Annotated in this window: 14 protein-coding genes and 1 tRNA gene; 8 read left to right on the top strand and 7 right to left on the bottom strand. The window is 63.7% G+C overall.

Annotated features, from left to right (window positions below; translation table 11 throughout):
* Positions 1–40: 40 nt before the first annotated feature.
* The gene (gene chvE / locus NKJ17_RS02290; RefSeq protein ID WP_023719486.1) at positions 41–1,105 is read right to left on the bottom strand and encodes a multiple monosaccharide ABC transporter substrate-binding protein; all 1,065 of its coding nucleotides are present in this window, start codon (positions 1,103–1,105) and stop codon (positions 41–43) included.
* Positions 1,106–1,422: 317 nt separating this feature from the next.
* Between chvE and NKJ17_RS02285 the strand changes: the two genes are divergently transcribed.
* Entirely contained in the window at positions 1,423–2,412 is a 990-nt protein-coding gene (locus NKJ17_RS02285; RefSeq protein ID WP_352475919.1) for a LysR family transcriptional regulator, read from the top strand.
* A 287-nt stretch (positions 2,413–2,699) separates the two neighbouring features.
* On the opposite strand, the gene NKJ17_RS02280 is transcribed toward NKJ17_RS02285, so the two are convergent.
* Positions 2,700–2,773 (bottom strand) — tRNA-Gly (locus NKJ17_RS02280).
* 133 nt (positions 2,774–2,906) lie between these two features.
* On the opposite strand from NKJ17_RS02280, the gene NKJ17_RS02275 reads away from it, so the two are divergent.
* Positions 2,907–3,170 carry a DUF6460 domain-containing protein gene (locus NKJ17_RS02275; protein WP_352475918.1) on the top strand — a complete coding sequence of 88 codons (264 nt, stop codon included), beginning with the start codon at positions 2,907–2,909 and terminating at the stop codon, positions 3,168–3,170.
* Between the two features lie 3 nt (positions 3,171–3,173).
* On the opposite strand, the gene NKJ17_RS02270 is transcribed toward NKJ17_RS02275, so the two are convergent.
* Positions 3,174–4,076, bottom strand: coding sequence for a histone deacetylase family protein (locus NKJ17_RS02270; RefSeq protein ID WP_352686741.1), 903 nt, complete (start codon positions 4,074–4,076; stop codon positions 3,174–3,176).
* A gap of 50 nt (positions 4,077–4,126) precedes the next feature.
* On the opposite strand from NKJ17_RS02270, the gene NKJ17_RS02265 reads away from it, so the two are divergent.
* Positions 4,127–5,551: an MATE family efflux transporter gene (locus tag NKJ17_RS02265; protein ID WP_352506232.1), complete on the top strand. Its 1,425-nt coding sequence runs from the start codon at positions 4,127–4,129 to the stop codon at positions 5,549–5,551.
* Positions 5,552–5,554: 3 nt separating this feature from the next.
* Here NKJ17_RS02265 and NKJ17_RS02260 read toward each other — a convergent pair whose 3' ends face one another.
* Together NKJ17_RS02260 and NKJ17_RS02255 are read right to left on the bottom strand one after the other, a co-directional pair.
* Positions 5,555–6,631 (bottom strand): quinone-dependent dihydroorotate dehydrogenase, encoded by a 1,077-nt coding sequence (locus NKJ17_RS02260; RefSeq protein ID WP_352506196.1) that lies wholly within the window; start codon positions 6,629–6,631, stop codon positions 5,555–5,557.
* Positions 6,628–6,978, bottom strand: coding sequence for a DUF952 domain-containing protein (locus NKJ17_RS02255; RefSeq protein WP_352506197.1), 351 nt, complete (start codon positions 6,976–6,978; stop codon positions 6,628–6,630). Before NKJ17_RS02255 ends, NKJ17_RS02260 begins: the two co-directional genes overlap by 4 nt.
* A 126-nt stretch (positions 6,979–7,104) precedes the next feature.
* Here NKJ17_RS02255 and NKJ17_RS02250 point away from each other — a divergent pair, with 126 nt between their 5' ends.
* Together NKJ17_RS02250 and NKJ17_RS02245 are read left to right on the top strand one after the other, a co-directional pair.
* Positions 7,105–7,536 carry a hypothetical protein gene (locus NKJ17_RS02250; protein ID WP_352506198.1) on the top strand — a complete coding sequence of 144 codons (432 nt, stop codon included), beginning with the start codon at positions 7,105–7,107 and terminating at the stop codon, positions 7,534–7,536.
* A gap of 119 nt (positions 7,537–7,655) precedes the next feature.
* Positions 7,656–8,318, top strand: a complete 663-nt coding sequence (locus tag NKJ17_RS02245; protein ID WP_502896127.1) for a response regulator transcription factor — start codon at positions 7,656–7,658, stop codon at positions 8,316–8,318.
* 3 nt (positions 8,319–8,321) lie between these two features.
* Here NKJ17_RS02245 and NKJ17_RS02240 read toward each other — a convergent pair whose 3' ends face one another.
* Positions 8,322–11,810 (bottom strand): PAS domain-containing hybrid sensor histidine kinase/response regulator, encoded by a 3,489-nt coding sequence (locus NKJ17_RS02240; protein ID WP_352506233.1) that lies wholly within the window; start codon positions 11,808–11,810, stop codon positions 8,322–8,324.
* A gap of 233 nt (positions 11,811–12,043) precedes the next feature.
* On the opposite strand from NKJ17_RS02240, the gene mscL reads away from it, so the two are divergent.
* Both mscL and NKJ17_RS02230 read left to right on the top strand, forming a co-directional pair.
* Positions 12,044–12,466: a large conductance mechanosensitive channel protein MscL gene (gene mscL / locus NKJ17_RS02235; RefSeq protein WP_352506200.1), complete on the top strand. Its 423-nt coding sequence runs from the start codon at positions 12,044–12,046 to the stop codon at positions 12,464–12,466.
* A gap of 112 nt (positions 12,467–12,578) precedes the next feature.
* Positions 12,579–13,745 carry a pyridoxal phosphate-dependent aminotransferase gene (locus NKJ17_RS02230; RefSeq protein ID WP_352506201.1) on the top strand — a complete coding sequence of 389 codons (1,167 nt, stop codon included), beginning with the start codon at positions 12,579–12,581 and terminating at the stop codon, positions 13,743–13,745.
* 36 nt (positions 13,746–13,781) lie between these two features.
* Here the strand turns inward: NKJ17_RS02230 and hemA are convergent, their stop codons facing one another.
* Complete coding sequence (gene hemA, locus NKJ17_RS02225) at positions 13,782–15,059, bottom strand: 5-aminolevulinate synthase (protein WP_254816350.1); 1,278 nt, start codon at positions 15,057–15,059, stop codon at positions 13,782–13,784.
* Positions 15,060–15,324: 265 nt separating this feature from the next.
* Here hemA and galE point away from each other — a divergent pair, with 265 nt between their 5' ends.
* Entirely contained in the window at positions 15,325–16,320 is a 996-nt protein-coding gene (galE, locus tag NKJ17_RS02220) for a UDP-glucose 4-epimerase GalE (RefSeq protein WP_352686738.1), read from the top strand.
* Positions 16,321–16,353 lie beyond the last annotated feature (33 nt).

The raw sequence follows: 16,353 nt of genomic DNA, 5'->3' as shown, positions 1-16,353 counted from the left end.
GGGCCCTGCCTGCGCAGGACCCCAGGCTTTGTAACCGCGATTACTTCAGTTCTTCGGCCTTGATGTAGCCGGAGTCGACCACCAGCGCCTGGTAGTTCGACTTGTCGACGTCATGCGGCGTCAACAGGATCGAGGGAACGACCTTGACGTCGTTGTTGTAGGTCGTGGTGTCGAGGCCTTCCGGCTTGCCGCCCGAGAGCACCTTGTCGACGAGTTCGACCGTCGCCTTGGCGAGTTCGCGGGTGTCCTTGAACACGGTCGAATACTGTTCGCCGGCAATGATCGCCTTGACCGAAGCGGTCTCGGCGTCCTGTCCGGTGACGATCGGCCATGGCTGATCGGCAGTGCCGTAGCCTACGGCACGCAGCGAAGCGATGATGCCGCGCGACAGGCCGTCATAGGGCGAGAGCACGCCATCGACGCGGCTGCCGTCCGAGTAGTTGGCGGAGAGCAGATTGTCCATGCGGGCCTGGGCGGTTGCCGCCAGCCAGCGCAGCGTGCCGACCTTGTCCATGCCCATCTGGCCGGACTTCACGACGAGGGTCTTGTCGTCGATCAGCGGCTGAAGAACCGACATGGCGCCGTTATAGAAGAAGAACGCATTGTTGTCGTCCGGCGAACCGCCGAACAGCTCGATGTTGAACGGACCCTTCTTCTCGGGATAGCCGAGGCCCTTGAGCAGCGATTTTGCCTGGATGACGCCGACGCCGAAATTGTCGAAGGTGGTGTAGTAATCGACATTTGGCGTCTTCTTGATCAGGCGGTCGTAAGCGACGACGACGACGCCTGCGTCATTCGCCTTCTGCAGCGCATCGCCCATCGTGGTGCCGTCGATCGAAGCGATGATCAGCGCCTTCGGGCCCTTGGTGATTTCGTTTTCCAGCTGGCTGAGCTGGTTCGGAATGTCGTCCTGCGCGTATTGCAGGTCGACAGTGTAGCCCAGAGCCTCGAGCTGGGACTTGACGGCGTCGCCATCGTTGATCCAGCGCTGCGAGGTCTTGGTGGGCATCAGCACGCCGACCAGGCCTTCGCCCGCCTGCGCCGGCAGCGTCATAGCCGCGATGCCTAGGGCCGCGACGGCGGCCAGTGTCTTGATAATCTTCACATTAACTCTCCCTGGTTGATGGACGCGTACCCTTGGGTTTCGTGGGCCGCGCAATCGTGCAGGAGCGCCAAAGGCGCCGCTGCCGTCAATCGATCTCCGGTATCCTCCCAATCGGCCCCGAAACTCTGGGTTCAATCGATACGAGTTTTCTCTCGTCGCCGATCGTCAAGTGTCAGGACGCGCGAAGGGTGTGTCGCTTTGCCATAACTGTCAAATGCGATCTTTGATGGTTGCTATATCGAGACTGATATGGCTTAGGCTAGTGAGGACGCTGCCGGATTTTGCCGGGGCGCCGGGCGTGCGAGTAGGGAAAAATCATGGCGGCGCTGCGAAATCCTGGCGGAATATCAGCCGGTTACGATGAAATCCCGGGCGATGGCGGAACCTTGCTGCGCAGCGGCTTGAGCCTGCGTCACATGCGCATGATCGCAGCCCTCGACGAGCACGGCCGGGTGAGCGCCGCGGCCCAGGTCATGAACATCTCGCAGCCGGCGGCCTCGCGCATGATCGCCGAGATGGAGGCCGTGCTCGATGTCAAGCTCTGCGAAAGGCTGCCGCGCGGCATCACGCTGACGCCCTATGGCAAGGCGTTGGCACGGCGCGCGCGATCGATCCTGCTCGAGATGCGCGAGGTCGACCGTGAGATTTTCGAGCTCAAGGCGGGCAAGGGCGGCTCGGTGTTCCTGGGAGCGGTAACAGCACCGGCGATCGAGCTGGCGGTACCGGCGATCCGCGAGATCCGGCGCCTCTATCCGCGCATCGAAATCACCATGCAGGTCGAGACCTCGAACGTGTTGGCGCGCGAGCTGATCGCCTCGCGCCACGATTTCATCATCGCCCGCATCCCCGACGACCTCAATCCGCGGCTGTTCGAAGCCCGCGTCATCGGCGTCGAGAAGGCCTGCCTGATCGTGCGCCGCGGCCACCCGCTGACCAAGGGCAAGGTGGTGCGGCTGGAAGACACCGCCGCCTATGACTGGGTTTTCCAGTCGGGCGGCTCGCCGCTGCGCCAGGCGATGGAGAGCAACTTTCTGAACCGAAATATCGCGTTGCCGGACCGCATCCTCAATACCAGCTCGCTGCTATTGACTCTGGTCATGGTCGCGCAATCCGACGCCATCGCGCCGGTTTCGATCCAGGTCGCGAAGTTCATCCAGAACCCGGAAGGCCTGGCCGGCGCCATCGATGTTGTCCAGACCGAGTTCGACATCGAGGTCAGACCCTACAGCCTGATCACGGTGAAGAACCGCGCGCTGTCGCCGGCAGCCAAGATGCTGCACGATTTCATTTTGCGAGAGGTGGGCTGAGGCTTGGAGCGAATAGCGGGGCGCATTCCGTGGCCCCGAGCGGCGCCGGTGCACGTTGGCAATAGCGAGGATGCTCAAAAAAGCCCGCCAGCAGAAGCCAGCGGGCAAAGGGTAGACATTCCGGTTGGGGTCATTCGAGGCCCCGCCGACCCTCAATGTGAAATATTCCAGGAACCGGTACATCGGCCAAACAGATGAAAGGCGGCCAGCCGGGTTGCAAAAAACTGCCTATAAATCCGCTGGTTTTCAGATTGGCCAAAACAAGTGCAATGCACTGGGGCAAAAGCTGGAGCGGGTAGCGGGAATCGAACCCGCGCGTTCAGCTTGGGAAGCTGACAAGCTACCATTACATCATACCCGCGCTGGTTCCTCCGATATCATGGCCCGGCGCCGATGCGCAATCCCGGTTTGAGGGCTCGGCTTGATGCAGGGCTGTCAACTGCGTATTTCTGGGCATGTGCCCGAATCGCGGCACCCGACTGTGGAGACAGGCCTTGTCCGCACTGAACCGCTTTCTCGGCGATACGCCGCTCCGGGTGATCCTTAAGCTGCTTGTGGTGTCGTTCCTCGTCGGCTTGGTCATGAATGCCTTCGGCTGGTCGCCGATGGACGTGCTTTACGGCATCCGCAAATTCTTCATCGACCTGTGGAACTTGGGCTTCCACGCCATCGACCGTTTCCTCGGCTACATCCTGCTCGGTGCTGCAATCGTCGTGCCGGCCTTCATCCTGCTCAGGATCGCCAATTTCAGGAAGTGAATTTCAGGCGTATTCCGCAGCCAGCTCGAACAGGATGGCGTGGCGTGCGGCGAGTGCTGCGACATCCGCCGAATAGCCGCCGCCGATGACCCCGCACACCGGGATATCGAGCGTGCGGAAATGGCGGATCACCATATCGTCACGGGCGCGCAGCCCGTCATCCGTGAGCGACAACCTGCCGAGCCGGTCCTCGACATGGACATCGACGCCGGCATTGTAGAAGACGAGATCCCAGCGCCTTCGCGCCGACAGCTCCGGCAGGATGGCGTTCAGCCGCTCCAGATAGGCTGCATCGCCGGCGCCGTCGGGCAGGGCGATGTCCAGATCGGAGGCGATCTTGCGCGCGGGGTAGTTGCGGTCGCCATGCATGGAGAAGGTGAACACGCGCGGCTCGTCGCCCAGGATGTCGGCCGTGCCGTCGCCCTGATGCACGTCGAGGTCGACGACCAGGATGTTTTGGGCAGCAGCTTCGGCAAGCAGCACCAGCGCGGCAACGGCTACGTCATTGAAGGTGCAGAAGCCGGCGCCGTGCGCGCGCCGCGCATGATGGCTGCCGCCGGCGGTGTTGCAGGCGGTGCCGGTCAGCAAGGCCAGCCGCGCCGCCAGCACCGTGCCGGCCGTTGCGAGCTGCGCCCTCAGCGAAACCCGCTGTCCAATGGGGAAACCGATCTCGCGCTCGATCCTCACCGGCACTTCGCAGGCAAGCACCTGGTCGACATAGTCTGCCGCGTGGGCAAGCTTCAGCCATGATGGCCGCGCCGCCTCCGGCATGTTGAGCGCTTTGGGCTGCGCCAGGCCGCGCGCCCGCAAGGCATCCATCAGCAGCGGATATTTGCTCATCGGGAAGCGGTGGTTGACCGCGAAGCCGGCGTCGTAGTCGGGATGATGAACGATCTGCAAGGGCATGGGACGGGCGGTGCGCCAGAGGCGGGTTTCGGTTGACCATAGCGGGGTGGATGGTTGCGCGAGGTCCCCAAATTGGGGCACATCGGCCAGCCGATCAAGCCGCAACAGGAAGCAACACGCGTTTGGAGCAGGCTTTACCCACCGAAGCCCACGCCACCGAAGCCAGGGCCTTCGTCGTCACCAACCGCTCGGTGCTCGCCATCGCCGTGCCGATGACGCTCGCCTATCTGACGACGCCGTTGCTCGGAATCGTCGACACGGCGGTGGTTGGGCAGTTCGGCGATGCCGCCCTTCTCGGCGGCCTGGCGGCCGGCGCCCTGATCTTCGACGTCGTTTTCACCACCTTCAACTTCCTGCGCTCCGGCACCACCGGCCTCGTCGCCCAGGCCTTCGGGCGCGGCGATGCGCTGGAGGAGCAGGCGGTGTTCTGGCGCGCCGTGCTGATCGCGGTCGTCGCCGGCGTCGTGCTTGCCGCGCTTGCGCCGCTGGTTTCCGCCGCCGGGCAATGGTTCATCGGCGCCGAACCGCGCGTCAGCGCGGCGATGGACGTCTATATCCGCATCAGGATGCTCGCAGCGCCGTTCTCGCTGATCAATTACACCATCCTTGGCTACGTGCTTGGGCGCGGCGAGGGCGGGCTCGGGCTGATGCTGCAATTGATACTGAACGGCATCAATATCGCTCTCTGCTTCCTGCTTGGGCTGGAGCTCGGCTGGGGCGTTGCCGGCGTTGCCTGGGCAACGGTCACCGGCGAATTCGTCGCCATGCTGCTTGGTCTTACCATTGTCGGCCGGCGCTTTTGGGCAGCGCCCACGCTGCCGCGCCACCGCGTCCTCGACTTGCCGGCATTCCTGCGCATGATGTCGCTCAATCGCGATATCATGATCCGCTCCTTTTCGCTGCTCGCCGCCTTTGCGCTGTTCACGCGTCAAGGCGCGCAGTTCGGCACGCTGACGCTGGCCGCCAACGCCGTGCTGATGAACCTCTTCCTGGTTGCCGGCTATTTCCTCGATGGTTTCGCCACTGCCGCCGAGCAGCTCGCCGGCCGCGCCATTGGAGCGCGCGCCGCCACCGCCTTTAACCAGGCGGTGCGGCTGACGCTGCTTTGGGGGCTCGGTCTGGCGGGCGCGGCGACGCTCTTCTTCCTGCTGGAGGGCACCGATCTCGTCGCCCTGATCACGACCTCGACGGACGTTCGCGCCATTGCCGACATCTACTTGCCATGGGCGGCGTTCACCGCGCTCAGCGGCGTGCTGGCTTTCGAGATGGACGGTGTCTTCATCGGCGCAACATGGTCGCGCGACATGCGCAACATGATGCTGGTGTCGTTCCTGTCGTTCAGCGCCGCCCTGCTGATTCTGGTGCCGGCCTTCGGCAATCACGGATTGTGGGCGGCGTTGCATGTCTTCCTGCTGGTACGCGGCTTCAGCCTGCTCGCCATATTGCGGCTGCGGGTGCGCACCGCCTTTAACTGATCGCTAAAGCGGTTTCACCGCCCATTGATCGAGGCGGCTGTCGCGAAGCTCGCGCAGCGACTTCAGCCCTTGACTGTCCATGAAACGGGCCATGCCGGAAAGAATGCGCCCCGGCAGCGCGGGCCCAGCATAGATCATGCCGGTATAGAGCTGCACGAGATCGGCGCCGGCGCGGATCTTTTCCAGGGCCGTCTCGGCGGAATCAACGCCGCCGACGCCAAGGATAGTGGGATCCGGGCCAAGCAGTTTTCGCATCCTTGCCAGGACGATGGTCGAGCGCTCGAACAAGGGTTTCCCCGAAAGCCCGCCAGCCTCGCTGGCAAGGCCGGCGCTGCGCAGGCCGGATCGCGCGATCGTGGTGTTGGAGACGATGAGGCCGTCAATCTGCTTCTCGGTGAGCTCGGCGGCGATGTCCTCCAACTCGGCCTCGACCAGGTCCGGTGCGATCTTGAGGAAGACGGGTGGTCTCGCGGATGCTGCCTCACGCGCGGCCATGACACGCGACAGAAGTTCGCCAAGTTGTTCGCGTGCCTGCATGTTGCGCAGGCCCGGCGTGTTCGGCGAGGAGATGTTGATTGCCAGATAACTGGCATATCGCGCAAACCGGACCACGCCGCGTTCATAGTCACTGACGCGGTCAGTGCTGTCCTTGTTGGCGCCGATGTTGACGCCGACGATGCCGGCACGGCCCATGCGGGCGGCAAGGCGCTTTTCCGCGGCGTCGTGGCCCTCATTGTTGAAGCCCAGCCGATTGATCACCGCCCCGTCCGAAGGCAGCCGGAAAACGCGCGGCTTCGGATTGCCGCCCTGCGGCAGCGGCGTGATCGTGCCGACCTCGGCGAAGCCGAAGCCGAGGCCGAGCAGCGCGTCCGGCACTTCGGCATTCTTGTCGTAACCCGCCGCCATGCCGAGCGGGTTCGGGAAATCGAGTCCGCAAAGGTTGACCTTTAGCCTGTTGTCCTGCGGCGGACGACCGGCGACCGGCAGCCCGCATCTCAGCGCGGCGATCGACAGTCCATGCGCGGTTTCCGGATCGAGCGTGAACAGCAGTTTCTGGCCGATCCGGCCGAGCGCGCTCATTCGGCCTCCAGCGCCGGGAATTCATGCTGCCCGTCGGCGCCGAGCGGCAATGCCCGCACCGAAACGACCGCATCGAGGCCGAGCGCGTCGTAGAGATGCGGGAACAAGGCGCCGCCGCGCGAGACCTCATATTTCAGCGCATTGCCAAGGTGCGCGCCGTCGACGGCGACCAGCAGCAACCCGCCCTGGCCGGCGAAATGTTTGGCCGCCGTTTCCCGAACCTGCCCGGCGGTGGAAAAATGGATGAAACCGTCGGCGACGTCGATCGGCGCGCCGGTGAAGCGGCCTTCCCTTTCGGCCTCGCGCCACAGCGCCTCGGGAACTATCTTGTAGATGATCTCGGACATGGTTGCGCTATAGTCCGAACCGACCACGCGGGGAAGGGCAGGCCCGTGTTCTTCCCCATTTCAGGTTCGTCCCCATTTCAGGCGCAAACTGTGATAGATTGCGCTGGATGGCTCATGGAGGAAAACATGCGTCTGAAACACGTCTTGATCCCCGCAGCACTGGTCTCGCTTATAACGGCGTCGGCCTTTTCCGAGGAAGCCGATCGCTACCGGCTGGAAAAATCGGCCAATGGCTATGTCCGCATGGATACGCAAACCGGCGCCATGTCGCTCTGCGAGGAGCGCTCCGGTCAGCTTGTCTGCAAGACGGCGGCCGACGAACGTGCCGCCTTCCAGGATGAGGTCGACCGGCTGCAAAATTCGGTGAAGGCGCTCGACGAACGTGTCGCCAAGCTCGAAAATTCGCTTGCCGCGCGTTTCGAATCGACTTTGCCCAGCGAGGAGGATTTCAACAAGACGATGGGCTACATGGAGCGCTTCCTGCGTAGCTTCATGGACATCGTCAAGGACATGGACAAGGACGAAGACGGCGCCAAGCCCAATTCGCAAAAGACCTAGGCAATTCGCAACAAGACCTGGGGCGGGAACAGCAAGCCGGCCACGCCGAACAGCAGGCGTAGCGTTATGATCGTTCAGATCCTGCAAGGCGGAAAATCGCCAACGGGATTGGGGGAGGGATATCACCGTTGGGCTACACATTCGTCATTGTCGACGATCATCCGCTTTTTCGCGGGGCATTGAGGGAGGCACTCGCGGGCATCGGAGACGTTGCCGCCATTCACGAGGCCGGCGACTTCGAAAGCGCCAAGGCGCTGGTCCTGGCCAATGAGGATGTCGATCTGGTGCTGCTCGATCTCTCGATGCCGGGGGCAAGCGGTCTTTCCGGCCTGATTTCGTTGCGCGGCATCCATCCGGCGGTGCCAATGATGGTGGTCTCGGCGCATGACGATCCGGTGACGATCCGGCGCGCGCTCGATCTCGGCGCCTCCGGCTTCATCTCCAAATCGGCCAGCATGGAGGAGATCCGCAATGCGGTGCAGTCGGTGCTCGCAGGTGATATCGCGGCGCCCGCCGGGGTCGATCTCGGCGTCGAGCGCGATCCCGAGATTTCCGACCTGATCAAGCGGCTGCAGGCGCTGACCCCACAGCAGACGCGCGTGCTCGGCATGCTGGCTGAGGGACTGCTCAACAAGCAGATCGCCTATGAGCTCGGGGTCTCCGAAGCGACGATCAAAGCGCATGTCTCGGCCATCCTGCAGAAGCTCGGCGTCGACAGCCGCACCCAGGCAGTCATCCTTTTGTCCAAAATAGGCAGCGACCCGCTGCAGACGGCCGGCTGATCCCTATTCGGCCGCCGGCGCCAGCGGCCTGACCCTGGCCATCATCGAGCGCAGCATCGCCGGTTTCAGCGGTTTGCTGATCACCGGCACGTCGAGCCTGCCGGCGGCGGCGCGAACCTCGCTGGAACGGTCGGCGGTGACCAGCACGGCCGGCAGGTCCTCGCCATGGATCGCACGCAACTGGGCGATCAATTCGAGGCCGGTCCTGTTGTCGAGATGATAGTCGGCAAGCACGATGTCCGGCCGATGCATGCCGGACCTGTCGAGCTCCTCCGCGCCGGATAGCGTGTCGACGCTGCAGCCCCAGCCCTCGAGCAGGAGCCGCATGCCGTCGAGGATGCGGCCGTCATTGTCGATGCAGAGCACATTGAGCCCGGCAAGCGAGGCCGCGGCACGGGCAGGCGGCTTCGCCTCGGCCTCGCGTCGCGGCGCCTGCACGGCCGCCGCAGGGAGCAGCACGGAAAAGCGTGTGCCCTTGCCGGGGTTGGAGAAGATCCGGATTTCGAGGCGCAGGACGCGGGCGATGCGGTCGACAATGGAGAGCCCAAGGCCAAGGCCTTCCGCCTCGCGCGCGCCCTCGTCCAGCCGGGTGAATTCGCGAAACACGGTGTTCAGCTTGTCGCCGGCAATGCCGATGCCGGTGTCGATCACCTGGATCTCGGCCAGTTCGCCGCGCCGCCGCACGCCGACCAGGATACGGCCACGGCGCGTATACTTGATGGCGTTGGAGACCAGGTTCTGGATCAGGCGGCGCAGCAAATTGCGGTCCGTCATCACGCTGAGCGACGACGGCATGATCGAGAGCTCGAGCTTCTTTTCGGCGGCAAGCGGCCGGAAGTCGTTGCCGATCTGGCGCAGCAGCCCGTCGAGGCCGAAGGTCGTATCGTCCGGCTTCATCGCGCCAGCATCGAGGCGCGAAATGTCGAGCACCGCGCCGAGGATGGTCTCGACCGATTCCAGCGACGATTCGATGTTCATCGCCGCCTTGCCGGCAGGCCCCTTGCCGGTCTTCTCGATCAGCGACGAGCAATACAGGCGGGCGGCGTTCAACGGCTGCAAGATGTCGTGGCCGGCGGCAGCGAGGAAGCGGGTCTTGCCGAGATTGGCCTCCTCGGCCAGCATCTGCGCCTGCGCCAGCTCCTCGTTGACGCGGGTGAGCTCGGCGGTGCGGCTCTTCACCCGCTGTTCCAGGGATTCGTTGGCGCGCTTAAGCGCCAGATCCTGCTCGACGCGTCCGGAAATGTCGGCGTAGGTGGCGACGATGCCGCCGTCCGGCATCGGGTTGGAGCGCAATTCGAGAATGCGCCCGCTGGTCTTCAGCTCCATCTGCCAGGGGCTGACGAAGCTGGTCAGGCGGTTCAGCATGGTAACGCGTTGATCTGCCGGTATATCGCCGCGCTCGGCAAGGTGGCGCAGGATACGATCGAGTGAGACGCCGACCTGGCCCATCTCGTCGGGCAGGTCGAACAGCGCCCGGTACTGGCGGTTCCAGCAGATCAACCGGAAATCCCGGTCGAAGACAGTGATGCCCTGTTCCATCTGGTCGAGCGCGATCTGCAGCAGGTCGCGATTGTGCTGCAGCGCCTCGGTGGCGTCGTCGAGCAGGCGGAAGGCGTCCTTGGATTCGCGGTCGTTGCGGCGCAGCAGCAGCGACAGGATCAGCCGCGCCGAGGACGAGCCGACGGCGCTGGCCAGAAGCTGCTCGGAGAAACGGATGACATCCATGCTGGCCTGCTCGTTGCCGTGCAGTGAAGTGCCGCTGCTCTTTTCGAATGACTGGAATGACCGCTCGGTGCGTTCGACACCGAGATAGCGCGCGATCGTGTCCTTGAGGTCGTTGACGGTGATGGTGGTGCGGAAGCGGCGCAGGCTCGGCAGCGGCCCCGCCTCGCGCGGCACGAAGATCGACGCCTGGATGCGCTCCAGCGGCACCGACGCCCGCGACAGCGAGCCGAACACAAAAAACAGCGTGTTGATCGACAGGCTCCACAGCACGCCATGGTTCAGCGGCTCGGCGACGGTGCCGAAAAGAGCTTGCGGCCGCAACGCATCTAAGCCGAACAGGCCGTGGACGAGGATGCCGGTATCGGGCGCGACGAGCGAGGGAAGCAGCAGCGTGTAGCTCCAGACGACGATGCCGGCGACCATGCCGAGTGCGGCACCCCGGCCGTTGGCGCCGCGCCAGACCAGGCCGCCGATCATTGCCGGCGCGAACTGCGCGATCGCGGCGAATGACATCAGGCCGATCGAGGACAGACGCGCGTTGTTGGTGCTCTCGCGGTAGTAGAGGAAGGCGATAAACAGCATGATGAAGATCGCCGCCCGCCGCACATTCAAGATGAGCGTCGACCAGTCCTCGTTCTCGGAGGTCGTGGTCCGCAGCAATCGCCTCACGAACAGAGGAATGACCAGATCGTTGGAGATCATGATCGACAGCGCGACGCTCTCGACGATCACCATTGCGGTCGCCGCCGACAGGCCGCCGATGAAGGCGGCCATGGCCAGCACGTCGTGGCCGCTGAACAGCGGCAGTGACAGCACATAGAGGTCGCTGCTGGTTCTCGTGCCGACCAGTTCCAGGCCGGCCAGCGCGATCGGCAGCACGAACAGGTTGATCGCCACCAGATAGAGCGGAAACACCCATGTCGCGGTGCGCAGCTCGGCCTCGCTGCGGTTTTCGACGATGGTGACGTAGAACTGGCGCGGCAACATGAGGATGGCAAAGCCGCTCAGGCATGTCAGCACCAGCCAGGTAGCGAGGGAGGTGTTGTAGCCCATCGCCTGGCGCACCTGCGTGTTTTCGGCGAGCCGGTCGAACATGTCGCCCGGCCCGCCGAAGATCAAGAACGTGACCATCAGGCCGATCGCCAGGAAGGCGGCGAGCTTGACCACCGTTTCGACTGCCACAGCCAGCACCAGCCCGTCCTGGTGTTCGGTGGCGTCGGCATGGCGCGTGCCGAACAGCACCGCGAACAGCGCCAGCAGCATGGCCACGACCAGTGAGATGTCGCTGACGAACGGATCGAAGGAGGGCGGCGCGCCGGTATAGTGTTCGACCATCAGGCTGACCGAGCCGGAGATTGCCTTCAATTGCAGCGCCATATAGGGCACCGCCCCGATGGTCGCGATCAGTGTGGCGATCGCCGCGACAGCAAAACTCTTGCCGTAGCGGGCGCCGAGAAAGTCGGCGATCGAGGTGATCTTCTCGGTCTTGGCCAGCCTGACGATGCGCTGCAGCAGCGGAAAGCCGAACACAAACACCAGCACCGGTCCGATATAGATGCCGAGGAACTCGAGGCCGCGCTCGGAGGACAGCCCGACCGAGCCGAAGAAGGTCCAGGAGGTGCAGTAGATGGCAAGGCTGAGCGCATAGATGAAGGGCCGGGCGCGGCCGGGGCCGGATGAAGTCGAGCGCCGGTCGCCCAGGCTGGCGATGGCAAACAGCAACGTCACATAGGCAATCGCGATGATGACGATGAACCAGCCCTGCACGCCTCGAACTTCCTCCCTGCGCCGGCTTTTCATCCGGCCTTGCTGACGCAATCACAGCTTGGCGATCGAGTCCATCGCGGCTTTCGGCGTATTATAGCGGCTGCGTCAGGCAATCGTGACCGGCTGAAACCAGCTTTTGCTCCTGTTGCAACCGCAGGTTTTTGCTATTCTGCTGGCCGGTCAATGCCGAGGAGCGGACGGCAGAACGGCCGGTCAGGACAAGGAGGAGTCGAATGCTGAAAGAGTTTCAGGAATTCATTTCCAGGGGCAATGTGATGGACCTGGCCGTCGCCGTCATCATTGGCGCTGCCTTCGGCAAGATCGTCACCTCGCTGGTCGACGACATCATCATGCCTATTGTTGGCGCGATCTTCGGAGGACTGGACTTCAACAACTACTTCATACCCCTGTCTTCCGCGGTGAATGCAACCTCACTGGCCGATGCGAAGAAACAGGGCGCTGTCTTCGCCTATGGCAGCTTCATCACCGTGGCGCTGAACTTCCTTATCCTCGCTTTCATCATCTTCCTGATGATCAAAGCGGTGAACAATCTGCGCCAGCGGCTGGAGCGCGAAAAACCGGCTGCCCCGGCCGCTCCGCCGCCAGCCGACGTCGCGCTGCTCACCGAAATTCGCGATCTCCTCGCCAGAAAATAGCACTTGCGAGAACCTCTCTGGACCAAAACCCTGGTCGCTTGCGGCCGGGGTTTTCTGTTTTCGCCCGCCCTGAAACACGCTAGCAGTCGAGCAAACGAAAACGGACCTATCCATGACCTTGATCGATACCTTGCGCGCCGAGGCTCGGGCGGCGCCTGAAAGCGGCATTGTCGCCGTCATGAACCGTGGCCGCGGCCGCGACGGCATGATCCCGCTCTGGGCCGGCGAGGGTGACCTGCCGACGCCCGCCTTCATCACCGATGCCGCCGCCAAGGCACTCGCCGGCGGCGAAACCTTCTATACCTGGCAGAGAGGCATTCCCGAACTCAGGCAGGCGCTCGCCCGCTACTACACCAGGCATTTCGGCAAGACTTTCGCCAACGAAGAATTCATCGTCACCGGCTCCGGCATGCATGCCATCCAGCTGGCCATCGACGCGGTGGCCGGCAAGGGCGACGAACTCGTCTACCTGTCGCCGGCATGGCCGAACTTCGCCGCCGCCGCCGGGGTAGCCGGCGCCGTGCCAGTCGCGGTGACGCTCGATCAGTCGGGCAATGGCTGGTCCTGCGATGTCGACAAGATCGCAGCGGCGATCACGCCACGGACCAAGGCGCTGTTCGTCAACACGCCGTCCAACCCGACCGGCTGGACTGCCGACAAGGAAACGTTGCAGGCGATCCTCGATCTTGCCCGCCAAAGGGGTCTGTGGATTATCGCCGACGAGATCTACTCGCTGTTTCATTACGGCCACGGCCGCGCGCCGTCGTTCATCGACATCATGGCCGATGAGGACCGCATTCTGTTCGTCAATTCTTTTTCCAAGAACTGGGCGATGACCGGCTGGCGCATCGGCTGGATCAAGATCCATCCCACCTTGCAGCAGGTGTTCGAAAACCTGGTCCAGTATTCGACTTCCGGCGTTGCCCAGTTCATGCAGCGCGGGGCCGTCGTTGCGCTGGATGAGGGCGATGCCTTCATCGTCGAGCAGGTGGAGCGGGCGAGGGCGGCGCGCGACCTGGTCTGCGGTATTCTTGCCGAAACCGGCCGGGCGCGCTTCACCGTGCCGCAGGGCGCATTCTATCTGTTCTTCGCGGTCGACGGCGTCACCGATTCCCGCGCCGCCGCCTTCGACATGGTCGACCGCGCCAATGTCGGCCTGGCCCCCGGCACCGCCTTCGGCCCCGGCGGCGAAGCCTTCCTCAGGCTGTGCTTCCACCGCCGCCTCGACCAGCTCGAAGAAGCCGCGCACCGGCTGGCGAAATGGATGACGAGTGTGTGAGCTGCCTCAAAGCCTGAGTAGAGTTTCAAACGGGCTTCACCCGCCCGACTTCGGCACCAGCAACGGAATGACGCGGTCGCTCTTGGCTACTGAAGGCCGGCCGGCCGAACCGTAGGGAATCCCCAACGCGTCCCATGTCTCGACCAGCGCGTCCTGCAGGGAGGCAATCAGCGCGTCCGAATGGAACGGTGTAGGCGTGATGCGCAGCCGCTCGGTGCCGCGCGGCACTGTCGGGTAGTTGATCGGCTGGATATAGATGCCGTGCACACCGAGCAAGCGGTCGCTGGCCATCTTGCAGAGCTCGGGATCGCCGACCAGAAGCGGCACGATGTGGGTAGGCGATTCCATCACCGGCAGGCCGGCTGCGGCCAGCACTTGCTTGGTCCGTGTCGCCTGACGCAGCTGCGCGTCGCGCTCGGCCTGCGAACGCTTGAGATGGCGGATCGAGGTGGTTGCCGCTGCAGCGATCGCTGGCGGCAACGCCGTGGTGAAGATGAAGCCCGGCGCATAGGAACGCACCGCGTCGATCACCGCAGTGTTGCCGGCGATGTAGCCGCCAAGCGTGCCGAACGCCTTGGCCAGCGTGCCCTCGATGATGTCGATGCGGTCGGCCAGCCCTTCGCGCTCGGTGATGCCGCCGCCGCGCGGCCCGTACATGCCGACGGCGTGGACCTCGTCGATGTAGGTCATGGCGTTGTAACGCTCGGCGAGTTCGACGATCTGCTTGATCGGCGCGATGTCGCCGTCCATCGAATAGACGCTCTCGAAGACGATCAGCTTGGCGCGCTCGCGGCCAGCCGTCTGCAGCAGGCTTTCGAGATGTGCCACGTCATTATGGCGGAAGATCTTCTTCTCGGCGCCCGAGCGCCGCACGCCCTCGATCATCGAAGCGTGGTTGAGTTCGTCCGAGATGATCAGGCAATTGGGAAGCAGCTTTGCAATGGTCGAGATCGACGCCTCGTTTGAAACGAAGCCGGAGGTAAAAACCAGTGCCGCTTCCTTGTCGTGCAGGTCGGCAAGCTCCAGTTCGAGCTCGACCAGCGGGTTGCTGGTGCCGGAGATGTTGCGGGTGCCGCCGGCACCCGACCCCATCTTGCCTGCCGCCTTCTGGAACGCGGCAATGACGTCGGGATGCTGGCCCATGCCGAGATAATCGTTGGAGCACCAGACGGTGATTTCCTCGGCGCGGCCATTGGCGCGCCAGATGGCGCGCGGGAATTTCCCGACGATACGCTCAAGGTCGGCGAAGACGCGGTAGCGACGCTCCGCATGGAGCTGGTCGATCGCTTCCTCGAAAAACCGCTGGTAGTTCATGTCGCCTTCCCAATTTTGCGCGCGATCATAGTCATTGGCCCATTCGTCGTCCACTTGGCCTTTTTGGTCAAAATGCCACGCCCCGAGCCTGTTCCTAACGACCACGGAACGTGGCCTATTCCCTTGATGTGGATCAATCTTGTTTCAGGACAATGCCACGCGCCGATGAGACCGGTTACCGCAGGTTCTAATGGCTCGGCGGCAGGTTTTCCAGTAAGGCGACGATTGAGACAGTTCCGACAAATCATGAATAGCGAGGATGCGGATGACGGTTTTGGTGACAGGCGGGGCCGGCTATATCGGTAGCCATATGGTCTGGGAATTGCTGGACACGGGTGACAGCGTCGTCGTCCTCGACCGGCTTTCCACCGGCTTTGAATGGGCAGTGGCTCCGGAAGCAAAGCTCGTCGTCGGCGACGTCGCCGACAGGGAACTGGTTGCCTCGATCATCCGCGACAATAAGGTCGACGCGATCATCCATTTCGCCGGCTCGATCGTGGTTCCCGAATCGGTCGCCGACCCGCTTGCCTATTACGAGAACAACACCTGCAAGACGCGCACCTTGATCGAGACCGCGGTGCGCGAAGGCGTGCCCAATTTCATCTTTTCCTCGACCGCCGCCGTCTATGGCGGCGCCGGCCTGGAGCCGGTACGCGAGGATGCCCGGCTTGCGCCGGAATCGCCCTATGGCCTGTCCAAGCTGATGAGCGAATGGATGCTGCGCGACGCGGCGATTGCCCATGGGTTGCGCTATACGGCGCTGCGCTATTTCAACGTCGCCGGCGCCGATCCGAAGGGCCGCACCGGCCAGTCGACGCCCGGTGCCACGCATCTGATCAAGGTCGCCTGCGAGACGGCGCTCGGCAAGCGCTCCTTCATGCAGGTGTTCGGCACCGACTATCCGACGCCGGACGGCACCTGCATGCGCGACTATATCCACGTCAGCGACCTGGCGGCGGCGCATCGGCTGGCGCTTCAGCGGCTGCGTGCCGGCGGATCGAACCTGGTCGCCAATTGTGGCTACAGCCACGGCTATTCGGTGCTCGAGGTCATCGACAGCGTCCGCCGCGTCTTCGGCCATGATTTCGAGGTACGGATGGGCGATCGCCGCGCCGGCGACGCCGCCGCGGTCGTCGCCAATTCGGAGCTGGCGCGCGGTGAGCTCGGCTGGACCCCGCAGCGCGACAACCTCGACCAGATCGTTGCCGATGCGCTTGCCTGGGAGCGCATCCTGACCAGCAAGAATTCGGCTCTGGGGTGAAGCGGGCTCTCCGCAAAGGTTGGTTCGGCGCGC

This window comes from Mesorhizobium sp. M0208, from assembly GCF_040322015.1.
Taxonomy (GTDB): Bacteria; Pseudomonadota; Alphaproteobacteria; order Rhizobiales; family Rhizobiaceae; genus Mesorhizobium.
This window is presented reverse-complemented; position numbering and strand designations above follow the sequence as displayed.

What these genes read in the sequence shown, in the direction of transcription:
- NKJ17_RS02285 (WP_352475919.1), top strand. Translation starts at nt 1,423, where the DNA reads ATGGCGGCGCTGCGAAATCCTGGCGGAATATCAGCCGGTTACGATGAA.
- NKJ17_RS02270 (WP_352686741.1), bottom strand. Translation starts at nt 4,076, where the DNA reads ATGCCCTTGCAGATCGTTCATCATCCCGACTACGACGCCGGCTTCGCG.
- NKJ17_RS02265 (WP_352506232.1), top strand. Translation starts at nt 4,127, where the DNA reads ATGGTTGCGCGAGGTCCCCAAATTGGGGCACATCGGCCAGCCGATCAA.
- NKJ17_RS02260 (WP_352506196.1), bottom strand. Translation starts at nt 6,631, where the DNA reads ATGAGCGCGCTCGGCCGGATCGGCCAGAAACTGCTGTTCACGCTCGAT.
- NKJ17_RS02255 (WP_352506197.1), bottom strand. Translation starts at nt 6,978, where the DNA reads ATGTCCGAGATCATCTACAAGATAGTTCCCGAGGCGCTGTGGCGCGAG.
- NKJ17_RS02250 (WP_352506198.1), top strand. Translation starts at nt 7,105, where the DNA reads ATGCGTCTGAAACACGTCTTGATCCCCGCAGCACTGGTCTCGCTTATA.
- mscL (WP_352506200.1), top strand. Translation starts at nt 12,044, where the DNA reads ATGCTGAAAGAGTTTCAGGAATTCATTTCCAGGGGCAATGTGATGGAC.
- NKJ17_RS02230 (WP_352506201.1), top strand. Translation starts at nt 12,579, where the DNA reads ATGACCTTGATCGATACCTTGCGCGCCGAGGCTCGGGCGGCGCCTGAA.
- hemA (WP_254816350.1), bottom strand. Translation starts at nt 15,059, where the DNA reads ATGAACTACCAGCGGTTTTTCGAGGAAGCGATCGACCAGCTCCATGCG.
- galE (WP_352686738.1), top strand. Translation starts at nt 15,325, where the DNA reads ATGACGGTTTTGGTGACAGGCGGGGCCGGCTATATCGGTAGCCATATG.